This window comes from Cupriavidus sp. GW823-FHT06D04 (assembly GCF_058795055.1).
Map to the genome: position 1 here is coordinate 142,753 of NZ_JBXAHL010000016.1, position 14,193 is coordinate 156,945.

13 protein-coding genes are annotated in these 14,193 nt (G+C 56.6%); 5 read left to right on the top strand and 8 right to left on the bottom strand.

Annotated elements, in window-relative coordinates; translation table 11 throughout:
- The first annotated feature begins 101 nt into the window (after window positions 1-101).
- The 4 genes from AC1Q7H_RS20740 (at window position 102) to AC1Q7H_RS20755 (ending at window position 4,530) form a co-directional block, all read left to right on the top strand.
- Window positions 102-974, top strand: coding sequence for a DUF169 domain-containing protein (locus AC1Q7H_RS20740; RefSeq protein ID WP_116321278.1), 873 nt, complete (start codon window positions 102-104; stop codon window positions 972-974).
- Window positions 975-1,032: 58 nt separating this feature from the next.
- On the top strand, window positions 1,033-2,583 hold the full coding sequence (locus tag AC1Q7H_RS20745; RefSeq protein ID WP_116321277.1) for a long-chain-fatty-acid--CoA ligase: 1,551 nt from the start codon (window positions 1,033-1,035) through the stop codon (window positions 2,581-2,583).
- 207 nt (window positions 2,584-2,790) lie between these two features.
- Window positions 2,791-3,474 (top strand): carboxymuconolactone decarboxylase family protein, encoded by a 684-nt coding sequence (locus tag AC1Q7H_RS20750; RefSeq protein WP_317920553.1) that lies wholly within the window; start codon window positions 2,791-2,793, stop codon window positions 3,472-3,474.
- Between the two features lie 75 nt (window positions 3,475-3,549).
- Window positions 3,550-4,530: a tripartite tricarboxylate transporter substrate binding protein gene (locus AC1Q7H_RS20755; RefSeq protein ID WP_317920552.1), complete on the top strand. Its 981-nt coding sequence runs from the start codon at window positions 3,550-3,552 to the stop codon at window positions 4,528-4,530.
- 163 nt (window positions 4,531-4,693) lie between these two features.
- Here AC1Q7H_RS20755 and AC1Q7H_RS20760 read toward each other — a convergent pair whose 3' ends face one another.
- Complete coding sequence (locus tag AC1Q7H_RS20760; protein ID WP_487247058.1) at window positions 4,694-6,031, bottom strand: IS4 family transposase; 1,338 nt, start codon at window positions 6,029-6,031, stop codon at window positions 4,694-4,696.
- Window positions 6,032-6,093: 62 nt separating this feature from the next.
- Window positions 6,094-6,258, bottom strand: a complete 165-nt coding sequence (locus AC1Q7H_RS20765) for a hypothetical protein (protein ID WP_317920550.1) — start codon at window positions 6,256-6,258, stop codon at window positions 6,094-6,096.
- A gap of 181 nt (window positions 6,259-6,439) precedes the next feature.
- Between AC1Q7H_RS20765 and AC1Q7H_RS20770 the strand changes: the two genes are divergently transcribed.
- Complete coding sequence (locus AC1Q7H_RS20770; RefSeq protein ID WP_317920548.1) at window positions 6,440-7,558, top strand: IS5 family transposase; 1,119 nt, start codon at window positions 6,440-6,442, stop codon at window positions 7,556-7,558.
- A 124-nt stretch (window positions 7,559-7,682) separates the two neighbouring features.
- Here AC1Q7H_RS20770 and AC1Q7H_RS20775 read toward each other — a convergent pair whose 3' ends face one another.
- From AC1Q7H_RS20775 to AC1Q7H_RS20800, 6 genes are all read right to left on the bottom strand, one after another.
- Entirely contained in the window at window positions 7,683-7,883 is a 201-nt protein-coding gene (locus AC1Q7H_RS20775) for a hypothetical protein (RefSeq protein ID WP_317920547.1), read from the bottom strand.
- A 2-nt stretch (window positions 7,884-7,885) separates the two neighbouring features.
- On the bottom strand, window positions 7,886-8,470 hold the full coding sequence (locus AC1Q7H_RS20780; protein ID WP_317920545.1) for a site-specific integrase: 585 nt from the start codon (window positions 8,468-8,470) through the stop codon (window positions 7,886-7,888).
- Window positions 8,471-8,579: 109 nt separating this feature from the next.
- The gene (locus AC1Q7H_RS20785) at window positions 8,580-10,694 is read right to left on the bottom strand and encodes an acetate--CoA ligase family protein (protein ID WP_317920543.1); all 2,115 of its coding nucleotides are present in this window, start codon (window positions 10,692-10,694) and stop codon (window positions 8,580-8,582) included.
- Between the two features lie 389 nt (window positions 10,695-11,083).
- Entirely contained in the window at window positions 11,084-12,301 is a 1,218-nt protein-coding gene (locus AC1Q7H_RS20790) for a CaiB/BaiF CoA transferase family protein (RefSeq protein WP_317920541.1), read from the bottom strand.
- 19 nt (window positions 12,302-12,320) lie between these two features.
- A complete protein-coding gene (locus AC1Q7H_RS20795; protein ID WP_317920539.1) occupies window positions 12,321-13,292 on the bottom strand; it encodes a tripartite tricarboxylate transporter substrate binding protein in 972 nt (323 codons plus the stop codon).
- A 21-nt stretch (window positions 13,293-13,313) separates the two neighbouring features.
- A complete protein-coding gene (locus tag AC1Q7H_RS20800) occupies window positions 13,314-14,054 on the bottom strand; it encodes an enoyl-CoA hydratase/isomerase family protein (RefSeq protein ID WP_317920537.1) in 741 nt (246 codons plus the stop codon).
- Between the last annotated feature and the right edge of the window lie 139 nt (window positions 14,055-14,193).

The window sequence follows — 14,193 nt, forward strand, 5'->3', positions numbered from 1 at the left end:
TGGAGTGAGCTTTGGTAAGGCGAACGCAGGGAAAACCCGCCTTTGATAGGTCATTTTAATGACCAATAATTAATTATATTGACCACCCCACAGGAGAGAGCATGGGCAACGACGTCGCCTTGGTAAGCACACATGGTACCAACGAGCCACCGCCCGCTGGTGCACCGCTGCCTTCCCTGGCCGCCCTGTCCGAACAATTGGAAGCCTTGCTCAAGCTGCGCGTGGCGCCGATCGGCATGCAGTTGCTCGAAACCACCGAGCAGTTGCAGTCCATCCCCCGCCTGCGCCGCCCCACGGCAGTGCACACGATGGATCAGATCGTCGGCCAGGCCAGCCGCCTGGGCTGGACGGTGGGCATCACCGCCGAAGACCTGGTGGGCGACCAGTGCCGCTTCGTCGTCGGCCTGGGCCAGGACGACCCCGCCTGGCACACCGGCCGGCACATGACGGGCGTGTGGTTCGCCACCGTGGAGGACGCCACGCGCCACCAATCGGCCATGCACCGCGTTCCCCAGGGAAGCTACCACGCTCTGGTGGCGGCGCCGCTGCGCAAGTGGAGCGGCACACCGGGCGCGCCCCTGGGCGAGCCGGACATCGCGCTGTTCTACGCCACGCCAGGCGCCATGATGTATTTCATCAACGGGCTCCAATGGAGCGGCTACCGCAGTTTTCAATGGGGGGTGGTGGGCGAATCCTCCTGCGCCGATTCCTGGGGCAGGGCGCTCAAGACCCGAGAGCCTAGCCTGTCCATTCCCTGTTTCGCCGAACGCCGCTACGGCGGCGTGCTCGATGACGAGATGCTGATGGCGCTGACGGTGGCCGACATCGCGAAGGCCCTGGACGGCATGCAGGCCCTAGCGCGCAACGGCCTGCGCTACCCCTTTCCCCAGTACGGTATCCAGATGGACGCACGGGCCGGCATGTCCATCAGCTACCCCCAGCAAACCCCAACCTCGCCGGAGACACCATCATGAATCGCGTGAAACACCCTGTCCCTGGCAAGTTTTCAAGCTGACTGCATTGGAGTTGAAAATGATCGATGGTTTGACAATGGGCTCGATAGTCCGCCGCTCCGCCGAGCAATATCCGCACCGAACCGCCATGATTTTTGGCGAAGAGCGGGTCAGTTTTTCCGAATACAACGCCCGGGTGAACCGGTGCGCCAACGCGCTGGCAAAACTGGGCCTTTCCAAGGGCGAGCATTTCGCCGTATTGGGGAAGAATTCGATCAAATATCTGGAGATGTGCCACGCATCTGCCAAGATAGGAACGGTTTTCGGCCCGCTGAACTGGCGCCTGGCCCCGCAGGAGTTGCAATTCATCATCAAGGATGCCGAAAACAAGGCGCTGCTTATCGACTCCTCTCTCCAAGACCTGGCCGCGCAATTCGTCGATGAACTCGAAGGCGTTCAACTCATCGTCTACAACGGGGCGGTAAAAATAAAAAACGCGCTCCGTTACGAGGAATTGTTATCGAAGGCCCCCAGGGATGAGCCACAGGTCGAGGTAAAAGGCAGCGATGACGCGATCATCATGTACACGTCCGGCACGACCGGACTGCCCAAGGGGGCCGTGCTGACGCACTCCAATGTCTGCTGGGATTCGATTTCCTCGCTGACCTACGTGCCGCCGTATCAGAACGACTGCTTCTTGCTGTCCATGCCCATGAGCCACGTCAGCGGGCTGCACACGCAGACCACCACCTTTCTCGCGCGCGGCCTGCCCATGGTCATCATGGAGCAGTGGGATCCGGAAGAAGCCTGCCGGCTCATCGAAAAGCACCGGGTGACCCTGGCCTACATCCTGGTCACACCATTGATCCAGCTTTTGTCATCCACGGCCCGCAAGAAATACGATCTCAACTCGCTTCGCCGGCTCATATCGGCAGCCGCCAAATACACGCCAGAAATGATTGTCCAAGCCATCGAGGAAATGGGGCTGGACAGCGTGCATTTCATTTATGGACTGACGGAGGCCGCGCCGGCCGTCACCGTGAGCGAATACACGATCCACATGATCTCCAAGCCCAACACGCTGGGGCAGCCCGTCTGGTACAACGACGTAAGAATCGTCGATGACAGCGACACCCCGCTGCCCACTGGGGAAATCGGAGAAATCATCGTACGCGGCCCGAATGTCTTCAAGGGATATTTCAAGCGCCCCGAGGCCAATGAGCAAGTGCTGAAGAACGGCTGGCTGCATACAGGCGACCTGGGGTATTTCGACAAGGACAATCTGCTTTATTTTGTCGACAGAAAAAAGGACATGATCAAGTCCGGCGGTGAGAATGTTTACTCACTGGAAGTCGAACTGGCCCTGCAAAAGGCGGTCAATGAGATTCTGGAGGTGGCCGTCGTCGGCATCCCTGACAACAAATGGGGCGAGGCGGTCACGGCCTTTGTGGTACTCCGGCCGGGCGTCCAGCTTGATGCCGGCCAGGTGATCGCCCGCGCCCGCGAACTGCTCGCTGGCTACAAGCTGCCCAAGCAGGTGGTCTTCCGCACGGAATTGCCCAAGAACGTCTCGGGCAAGGTTCTCAAGCGCAAGCTGCGGGACGAGTATGCCGAGTCAGTCAATAAGTAATTAATATTTCTATTTTAATAAATTTTTTCTTCACGACAATACACCTAGAAGATGCCTCAAAACATGCGATAGTTAATAGAGTCGCTGGAGAAAAAGTATAAGCATTATTTAAAATAATTCAATCGCTTTTATCTAAAATAAGAAATATTTTTCGAATTTTGAAAATCAAATGCTGAATTTTGTGACAATTTCTAAGGAGATATGGTCATGTTTCAAGACAACGGTTTGCCTGTAAGTACAACTGATTTCCTGAAGAAGGAATGTCCCAGCATTGCTTTTGCATTTGACGCTTATGCAAGCGAAACGAAAGCGAGTGCATCTGATTCTTTGACGCCAAAGCTCAGTGCTTTAATTGGCCTTGTCATTAGCTTGGTGATTCCTTGTAAAGGATTGGTGGATTTTTATTCCAAAAAGGCAAAAAAAATCGCAAATAGCGCAGAAATTGCGGAGGCTGTCATGGCGGCATCGGCTCTTCGGGCAGGGGGGGCAATAGGATATGGTCGTCTTGCTTTCAAGCTTCTTGAAGAAAACCAGAATAATGAGCCAGAAGGTAGTCGATCGCAAATACATAAGGATCGCGAATACATGACTCATCTGAGGAAAGCAAATCCTGCACCATTCGATCGTTTGGTCGGCTTCATGGAGTCTTTGCATAAATCACATCTTGTACTGCCACCAAAGCATTATGAGTTAATGGCTGTCGCGGGGGCAACTATAACTCAATGTGTTTACTGTCTTGAAAAGCATGTAAATGATGCAAAAAAGACCGGAGCCAGTCATAGGGAGATCGCTGATGTCGTGCATATGGCGGTTGTTTTGCGGGCTGAAAGCACAATGTATGAATGGCGGGCGAGTGAATTGCTGGAGTTCTCTAGTGAGTTCCAAGTTTGATTGATAGAAAATCTATAAAATAAATCGCCTAGCTCAATCGATTAAATTAGATTTAAGCCTGTCGCCATAAAATAAATGGAAATTATTTATATGTATTTAAATTTACCAAAATGGATTTTGGCGATAGCAATGGCTGCAGCTGCTTCGCCTGGAATGGCTGTAGTATTTCCAAATAAGCCAATCACGATAGTTGTTTCTGGGCCGCCCGGTGGGACTGCAGATGCGATGATGCGAATCATAACTGCTCCTCTCGGGAAAATCCTTGGCCAACCGGTTGTTCTGGATTTCAAGCCAGGGGCAAGCGGAATTATCGCATCAGAATACGTTTCAAGAGCGCCCGCGGATGGCTCTACGTTGCTATTCGTATACACCAGTCATTCTATTAATCCCTGGTTAAATGCAAAATTGCCGTACGATAGTCTGAGAAGCTTCGCGCCGGTTGCTTTGCTTGGCGAGATGCCGTTGTTGTTGGCGGTTCCTGAAAACGGGCCAAAAACAATTACAGAATTAATTAATAAAGCTCGCGCTAATCCTGGAGCACTTAGCTACGCTGCACCAACGCCAAATAGCGCTTCACATATTGCCGGTGAAATGTTTTCTCAAATCACCGGTGGGAAAATGCTAATGGTTCCTTACAAGGGCACAGCTCCAGCCGTACTCGATCTCGCGGCAGGCCGCGTTTCGATGATGATGGACACGCACCTCGGATTACTTCCTCTTGTCCAGGCCAACAAAGTGCGGATTTTAGGTGTCGCGAGCGAACGACCATCTGATGCATTCCCGCATTTAGAGCCTATCGGAAAACTACTGCCAGGTTTTCAGTTCTCCGCATGGTTTGGCATACTCGCGCCTGCAGGTACTCGGGCAGAGATCGTAGGTCTTCTCAATGAAGCATTAAATAGTAGCCTGCGGGATCCGGTGATCAGAGAGCAGCTTATCAATCGCGGCTTTGAGCCGCGTCCAGAATCTATTGCCAATTGGGGGAAGTTCATAAGAGAAGAAAATACACGATGGGGTTATTTCATTCGCAATAACAAAATTAATGAAAATAAATGAAAAGTTGTCATGTAAAAGCGTTTTGTATATTTTCGGAAGAACGTCGTCCTCTTTACTGTTCAAATGAATAGACCAGTTCCTCATGGCGGAAATTATATTAGATTGAAGACGAATAAATAAAATGAAAAATATACCGCATTTAAGCCATTTGATTACACACAAGTCAGTCGCCCAGTTCTCGGGCGTACTTGAGGCCTGCGGCGAAATCCATCAGTCGCTGCAGGCCCTGCCAGATGGTCTTGACCCCGGGTTCGCCGTCGCCTTTGCGCGCAAGGAAGCCGCCGAGCATGGCGACCAAGCGCACGACCTCATTCAGACGCGGTGACGTCTTCGGCGGCTTCTTCTTGTTGAGAATAAATGCCGCGCGCCATTCATCCCGCTCGAATAGCAGCCCTGCATCCAGGTCCGGGCAAGTTCGACCCAGTCGCATCAGCCGAGCGATGCGCCATGCCACCACCATGAATAGCGCCAAGGCACGCTCAAGCCGTGCCATCGATGCGAGTTGCAACGCTTCGACACGACAGCCGTTCTTGAGCACGTGAAAGATCAAATCGACCGCCCAACGCGCGCGGTACCAGTCAATAAGCTGCGCCGCTGCGTCAAGGCCGTCCACCTCGCGATTACTCAGCAGTCGCCATTCAATCGGCTTGACACCTGCCGGCGGGTCGACCCCCCGAGCGACGATGCAAGTGGCACCCACCACGCCGCCTGCAGCATCAGACAACGCGACACGTTGCGCCCACACCTGCTGCCGTACCGCGCGCGCCGGCTGAGCCTGACGTGCCGCCAGCGTAAAGTGAATCCTGCCCACTGGCTCACCCGCAGTCACGTTGTCCCACAGCTTGCCGCCGCCAGGCAAGGTGCGGTTGTGCTGCGAGCGCAGTAGCCAATCCGCTGGGTGGCCCAACTCCTTTGCTTTGGCCATCAGCGCCATGATGTCCGATTCCCGGTCAGCCACATAGACGAGTCGCGTGGCAGGCAGTACGGCCGCCTGTTCGGCAACCCGCTCATATCCTTCGGTCCAGCGGGTACTTTCCTTGATGCCGTGGCGCACGCCATCCGCATTCTTCGGCTCGCGTGCCCACATGTAGGCATCAAGCACGCCCAGCGGTTCGCGCGATGGCGTTACCGCGTAAGTTGGGTGCAGATATAGTCCGCGTTGCGCCTCATACGACAGCGGTCCCAAGCCTGTGATGGTCTGGCCGTTAAAGTCCAACTCCGTGGTGTCTTGGATGCACAGCACCACTTCGCAAGCTCGCATCCGCTCGGCCGAACTCTGCCAGTGGGGCGCCAGAATATCGCGCCAGTCCAGTTCATCCTGAGCCAGGAAGCGGTACGCCGCAGCCGTTTCCGCCCAGCCGCCGCATGCGTTGGGTATGCTTGCCGTGGGCTTCTCTGCGAGCCGCTCCGCCAGTAGCACCGCGCGCTTGTTCAAGCGCTGGTCGCCCAAGTCAATGTCCTTGAATTCCGCCGCTGCCCAACTCGTTGCCTCTCGCTGCATGTGCCGCCCAAAATGCAAGAGTGAACGACAATCCGAAAGAGTTTACAACCCCACCCGCTAAGTCATTGACCGTAAACGACTTTCTGCAGCACGACGCGGGTCACGACTTGTGTGTAATGAGGTGGCCGTGGCCGAGCACGTCGCGTACGGCGAGCCAGCGGTGTGCCATTTCGCAGCATGGCAGAAGCTGCCATGCTGCTGCGCATTCCGGTCGATTTCTTCTTCATGTTCACTCCTTTCGGTATAGATATGACGATACGTAATATAAGCGCTAAAGACTTTGCAACGAATCTCGTTGAGGGGCTACTTTCTCGATGGCCCATGAACAAGACCTAACAGGCCGCTGAGATACCTCGAGCGGACGTCAGCGCGTGAAGTTGTCTGCGCCGCGCATGAAAGTAGGGTTGGATGGGATCCTCAAATCAACGCTTCAGGCAGTCGTCGAGTTTGTTCACTATGCGGAGGCTGGATGATTTCGTGCCGAAGTCCCACCCGCTGCGCTCGATCCGCACCATGGCCAACCAGGCGCTGGAGAAGATGGACCGGTTGTTCGCGCAGATGTACGAGGCCGATATCAAGGGTGGCCGGCCCAGCATCGCGCCGGAGAAGTTGCTGCGGGCCATGCTGCTGCAGTTGCTCTACAGCATTCGCTCCGAACGTCAGCTCATGGAGCAGACGCACTACAATTTGCTGTTTCGCTGGTTCATCGGGCTGTCGATGGACGACACAGTTTGGGTGCCCACGGTCTTCACCAAGAACCGCGAACGGCTGATTAAGCATGATGCGGTGATCGAGTTTTTCAACGAGGTGCTGGCCAACGCGCAGAAGAAGAACTGGCTGTCGGGCGAGCACTTCAGCGTCGACGGCACGCTGATTCAGGCGTGGGCAGGCCACAAGAGCTTCGTGCGCAAGGATGGCGGCGACGAAGACGACAACGACGGCGCCAACTTCAAGGGTCGCAAGCGCAGCAATGAGACGCACGAGTCCAAGACCGATCCCGATGCCAGGCTCTACCGCAAGGGCAAGACCGCCAGTGAACTGCGCTACATGGGTCATACCCTGAGCGACAACCGCCACGGCCTGGTGGTGAGCGCGATGGTGACCAATGCGGACGGACACGCCGAGCGCGAGGCCGCAAAGGTCATGCTCAACGATGCCAGGCAGGTGACGGAAGACCTGGATGTGGAAGTCACCGTGGGCGCGGACAAGGGCTATGACGCGCACGAGTTCATTGAGGCTTGCTTGGAGATGAAGGTGACGCCGCATGTGGCACAAAACACCTCGGGGCGGCGCTCGGCCGTTCCTGATGCCATTGCTTGCAGCGCCGGTTATGCCATCTCGCAGCAGAAACGCAAGCTGATCGAACAAGGCTTTGGGTGGGCGAAGACCGTGGGGCGCATGCGCCAGGTAATGGTGCGCGGACTAAAGAAGGTCGACCAGATGTTTGTGCTGAGCATGGCCGCCTACAACCTCGTGCGCATGCGCTCGCTGGGACAAATCCGTCCGCAGTTGCAGCAATCGCGGTAATGAGGCCGGAAATGGGCGCCAAAACGCGGAAAAAGTCGATGCAGTGACGACCGGCTTCCGGATTGTGAAAAATAGCGCCCCCCGGCCTTGCGGGGGAAGCCTCATCGCTTGCGCGGTGAGTACTTCAGCAGCCTGCTAAGACGCAACAGGCTTCACCAGCCTGATCACAGAACATGGCGGCGAAGTCGTCGCCATCTTGGGCTGCCGGACAGATGTGCATGGTTTTGCGTTGGCGCCGTGGCGTGCCGCAGTATTGGCAGCGCCATGCGGCGTCCTCGTAGATGCCCGGCTGGTAGTCGTGCCGGCATACGTTGCCGAGTCTCATGGTTAGCGCTTCCTGAGTAGTTGCGAGCGGATCAGTTTTTCAATGGCATGACTTTGGGTCAGGTCCTTCAAGGCTCGGCCAGAGCCGCCACGGCAGGGCTGTTGACCTGGCTCATTGCTTGCTCGCCTGGTGGAGGTCAAGGTGGTTGTGAGCTTCCACTTCCCGATGCATGTCCAGGGCTTGCGAGTGCGAGTACAGCGATGTGGTCGATAGGTCGGCATGGCCCAACACGTCACGGACGACCAGTAAAGGCGTGCCGTTACGCAGAGCATTGCCGACGCTGCCATATGACGCAGCCAGTGCGTCGAAGCCGCCTTCAGATGGTCCGCAGCCACCTTATCCTCCAGCGTCGCGGCGGCAGCCTCAAACATCCCCTTGAAGACTGTGTACAAGGCCTGCCGGGTGATTGGACGGAATCGCTCTTTTACCTGGATCGAGAAGATCAGCGGCGTCTCGTCGCGAGGGGCGATTGAGGCAGGCAAACCGAATGACTGGCGGTACAGGCTCAGCTCGTGAAGCACTTCGTCAGTCAGCGGGATTTCGCGCGGCTTCGATCCCTTCCGTCGTGGCTCAATCAGGCGGAGCACTGGGTCGCAGGCTACTCATCGCTCAGGCGGCACGGTGTGCGATCTGGCCCGCGAGCTCACGCGCTATATCCATCCGCGGCCTACTGTCTTCTTGCAACAAATTCCCGACTTAATCTAAGCGCACGCGCGCATCCACGGCCACGCAGCCTTGTCCCGCCACCCTAACCTTCAGCGGATTGACCTCGATCTCGAAGTCGCGTTCGTGAAAGGCCTGCGCCAGCCAGCCCATTCGCACTATGACATCAGCTACTGCGTCGATGTCGAGTGGAGGGCGGCCACGGTGGGCTTCAAGTAGCGGTGCGATCCTTAAGCCACGGAGTGCCGTCAGGGCGGTTTCGCGGGCTACGGGTGCCGGCAGTACCGCGATATCGCGTAGCACCTCGACCATCACGCCGCCACTGCCAATCACTACCAGAGGTCCGAACTGCGGGTCGCGCCGTATACCGACAATAAGTTCCAACTCTCCCGCTTCCTGGGACTGCAGATAAAAGCCGGCGATTCGCGCCCGTGGCAAAGTTGCACTGATGCGCAGACGCATAGCTTCGAGGCCATTGCGGAGGGCACAGGCATCGCCCACATTAAGCAGGACGCCCCCAACGTCAGACTTGTGCACGATATCCGGCGACACTACCTTCGCAACTAGTGGGAAGCCTATGGCCTCACTGCCCGCCACTGCTTCTTCAATATCGGCGAACACCTGGCCAGAGTTTACCGGCACCCCAATCGCTTCCAGAAGTGCCTTTGATTGAAACTCGTCAGCGGCGCCGGTCATCTCCGGAAGGTCGCTTGCATCCAGATCCAGTTCCTCCGGCTCCGGAGCGGCCCGCCATGCCGACCAGCGACGCCAGCCAGCGACCGCTGCTACCGCCTCGCCCAGGCTGTTGGTGAACGGGACCCCGCAATCGATCAGCGCGTTGCGGGCCGGATTGGCAGCCATGCCCGGTTGCATCACAAATAGGAGCGGCTTTCCGCTCTCCTGCGCGCCCGCAGCGAGTTGGCGACTGGTCGTGGCCAAGCCTGGTGCCGTAGTCATTACCGCGACGCAAAGGTCGGCCTGTGGGTCAACCATGGCAATCTCGGTAGTCCTAAACGCTATGTCTACTGCTTCGCCCACCTCCTCATGTCGGCGCGCGAACAGATCAACGGGGTTGTCTGCCTGGCCTGGAGGGTAAAAAGCAGACAGTGCTTCGCGGGTAGGTTCGGAAAAGCGAGTCAACGGAATTCCCGCTTCTGCCAACCTGTCGGCGCTCAAGGCGCCCCCGCCGCCGGACGTCGTAACGATGACCGCCTGATCAACCCTCTTTCCCGGATAGCGGGCCATTGCCGCCGCGAGGACCAGCATAGCTGCAGGGTCATCCAGCAGCACGACATTCTCTTGCCGGCACACAGCTTCCAGACTGGCAAAGTCCCCCGCCATGCTGGCGGTATGCGAGTAGGCCGCTCGACATCCCTCTGCCGTTTTGCCCGCCTTAACGGCGAGCCAAGGCTTACCTGCAGCCCGAGCGCGGCGTGCAAGTTGCACAAAGCGCTTCGGCGACTTGATTCCCTCGATATATGTGCAGATCACCCGGGTATCTGGGTCGGCTATCAGAAACTCCACGAAATCACAAAGTTCTAAGTCCGCCTGGTTTCCAACCGAAATGCAATGCGTGAAGCCAATGCCCATTTCATAAGCACGGTCGAACAGAGTTGCCATCAGCGCGCCGCTTTGGCTAATGAAGCCGATCGGGCTCTTTATTAGTCTATCGACTTCCAGCGCAGGAGAAGAGCACAGCACCAGATCATTAGACGGACTGATCAGCCCCAGGCAGTTTGGCCCAATCAGTCGCATGCCACTGGCATTGGCTATCTTGACTATCTCGCGCTCCAACTCGGCACCCGCAGCGTCCGCGTCGGAGAACTTGGATGTGATGATGATGGCGACTCGCACACCGCGCGCTGCGCACGCTGCGACCTGATCCTTCACCTTTGCCTGAGGCAAGGCCATGATGACCATTTCCGGAGCGCACGGCGTGGCCTCGATGCTTGGGAACGTCTTGTGGCCGAAAAGAGTCTCGCGCCCCGGATTGATTGGATAGATGGTGCCGTCAAAGTTATGCTTAAGCAGCATACGGTACAGCCGTCCACCGAATTTGCTCTGGTCCTCTGACGCACCTATTACAGCGACCGACCTGGGACTTAGCAGCGCGGCCAAGTTGCTATCTGAAGTGCTGGATTGGCTCATGAATTTCTCTCACGTTGGACTGGCTGCGTGGTCAAGGTATGTTGCCTGTAGTCCGGTACGAATTTTCCGCTTCTAGAGAACACAGCGCACGACGCTGACAGGCTGCTTCAACAGTGTCATTGCGCGAGAGCGACACAAGGCATAACGTCCTCTTTGGGACGGTCTCGGCAGCCTTGGGCGGTCGTCGTCTCGACGAGCACTACTCAGGCGCGCGCTTTTCCTTTAGCCTTTGCTGACCTGGCGTGACGCTGTTTCAGGGTCGTATTACGCTAGTCGAGGTCTTGCAACGGAAGCTGCCAAACGGTGCCTTCAACCAGCCTTGACCTCGGCCCTACACCTAGAGCACTCCGACGATCGTACCGATGGATAAATATCACCGTCTGTCGCACTCAGATCACTTTTCGCCGCCGCAGAAACCGATACTCTTCAGCGTCGATTCCAAGAAGGCCCGTAAAGATTTCTTCGTTGTCTTGGCCAATTGACGGCGCTGGTTGGATAGGTTCTGCTGGCGTACCGAGCATCTTTGGCACAATCCCTGGCATCTTGATCGGCCCAAGTTCCGGATGCTGAACAGTTTCGATGTTGCCGCGCGCTTCGAAATGCGGGTCCTCCATAATCTCCTCGATCGTTAGAGCCAATGAGAACGGAATTCCATAATTGGTCAGCGTATCGCTGAGCAAGGCAAATTCCGTTTCTCGAATCCAGTGGGCCACGACTTCATTGAGATCTGTGATGTGTTCCCAGCGCTTCACATGGGTTGCATAGCGAGAATCGTCTGCCATATCAGGCCGCTCCATCGCTTGACACAGCTTCCGAAACAAGGAGTCGCCGGAGATCGTCAGGGTCATGAAGCGGCCGTCCTTGGTTTCGAAGTTGCTTCCCGGCGCTGCCGCAGAATGGACGTTGCCGGTGCGCTCGCGCTTTCGCCCCAATTTATCGTACGCAGGGACCATTGAGTCCGTGAAACGAAACACGGGTTCGTAGAGTGCCAAATCGATCTGCTGGCCGATACCGCCGTTCAGATCCCGGTGATAAAGCGCCATCATCACGGCGAATGCCCCCATAGTTGCGGTGGAGTAATCGGCCATACTGGTGCCAATGCGGACCGGAGCACGATCTGGGTATCCGGTCATGGCCATGACGCCACTGAACGCTAACGCTATCCTGTCGTATCCACCGCGTTGCGCATTAGGGCCGGTCTGGCCGAAGCCGGAAATGCTCAGCATCACGAGCGCCGGATTCACGGCTGAAAGTTCGCTATAGCCCACGCCCCACTTTTCCAGCGTGCCCGGGCGGAAGTTCTCCATCACCACGTCAGCTTTCTCTACCAGCTTCTTTAGAAGAGCTTGGCCCTCTGGCTGACGCAAGTCGATAGTCACGGACTTCTTATTCCGGCCTTCCACTTGCCACCACAGGCACTCCTCTTCGTAGAAAGGTCCCACCCCTCGCAGCGTGTCACCGGTACCCGGTTGCTCAACCTTTATGACATCCGCGCCGAAGTCCGCAAACAGCGTTGCTGCCACCGGAGCCGCCACCATGGTCCCCAAGTCCAGGACTCTCACTCGAGAAAGGGGACCACCACGCCTATCTTTGCTGTCGTCTTTCATTTCACAGTCATCCTCGATCTCACTCAGCTTTCACGCCCGAAGCCTTGATGGCTTTAGCGTACATATCTATGTCGGCTTTCAAGTGACGCGCTGCATCCGCTTGCGATCCGGCGGTAATCTCCAGGCCCTGCTTTTCGAGTTGGTCCCGTACCGAAGGAGTTTTCAAAACCTCGTTAACCGCGGTATTGAGTTTGCGAACGATACTGTCCGGCGTGCCAGCCGGTGCGACAAGCATCAACCAGGCACTTACACTGACTCCCGGGACCCCTGCTTCGCGCATGGTCGGAACGTTCGGCAGAGCGCTGGAGCGCTCTGTGCCAGTCTGCGCCAGAGCACGGACCTTCCCCGCCGCGACATACGGCGTCACGAGAAGGGTAGTGTCTATCATGACGTCGGTCTGACCGCCGAGTAAGTCCGTAAAAGCGGGAGCGCTGCCACGATAGGGAATGTGCTTGATGTCCGCGTTAGACGCGCTCTTGAACGTTTCCATGGCAAGGTGTGGGCTGCCACCGTTTCCCGAAGAGCCGTACGATAGCTTGCCGGGATTTTTCTTTGCCAGGGCAATCAGTTCCTGTAGGTTCTTTGCGGGAGAATTGGGCGGCACAATCAGTACCAACGGCATCGACGCCACGTCTACCACTGCCACGAAGTCCTTGAAGGCGTCGTATGGTCGCTTGGTGTACAGGCTATGATTTATCGCGAACGGCGGTGTTGCCCATAGCAATGTGTATCCATCGGCCGGGCTTCTCGCCACTGCTTCAGTGCCGATGATCGTTCCTCCGCCACCCTTGTTGTCAACCAACACGGGTTGACCCAGCTTGTCCTTCAGCTTGGCGGCAACTAGACGCGCGACCGTATCCGAAGTGCCACCCGGTGGGAATGGCACGACGATTTTGATGGGGTGGGAAGGATAGTTTTCCTGCGCAAGAGCGCTAGCCATCGGAACTAGGGCCACAACGGCTGCCGCGATGGCACGAAGAAAGATATTCATGATGCTTCCTTGAATTTTCATTCAACGGCCGTTGAACACGGGAGCACGCTTCTCACGAAATGCGGCGAAGCCCTCAACGTAGTCTTCACTTTTCGCGACCTTGTCCGCCTCGAGACGGTAATGCCCAAAGCGCTCGGTCGGCCCCACTGGCAGGATGTCGCGCGTCACGAAGCGCTTCATCATTGCAAGCACCAGCGGCGCCATCGTCGCAATGTCGGCAGCAATCTCAAGTGCAGTTTCGACCTGCCTTCCGGTGGGGACAACCTCATTCACCATGCCAACTTCATAGGCGCGCTTTGCGTCGATAATCTTAGCGCGCAACATCACTTCCATCGCAATCTTGTGAGGAATACGGGCGGCCAAACTGGCGACCATCCCTTGGGTAAGGCCAAGCCGGGCTTCAGGGTAGGAGAAGCGCGTGTTTTCGGCCGCTACGACGAGGTCGCACATCATGGGAATGATCAGCCCTCCCCCAATGCACCACCCGGCTACGGCAGCAAGTACCGGCTTCTCAGTGGTGATGCCGACGGTAGGTGTGCATCTCCAGAACTCCGGGACATCGTTGACGTCAGCACCAGCACTGAAAGCGGCATCGCCAGCGCCCGTGATGACGGCGACGCGTTGGCTGGATTCATCAAACTCAGCAAATGCGCGCTGCAGATTCTCAGCGGTCTTGGAGCAAATGGCATTACGCCGTTCCGGGCGGTTAATCGTCATCAACGTAACGCCATTGTCGAAGTTGTTAACAAGGATTTGATCCATGCTTGTCTCCTAATAGCCTTTAGATATTGGTGCGGACCCCGAAATTGCGGGCCCTTTATAAGCATTTCCTTATACAGAAGTCAGGACTCTTCCCGCAGTGCTTGAATGGTGAGCGCGGCGTCCATGGTTCGCTGCATGC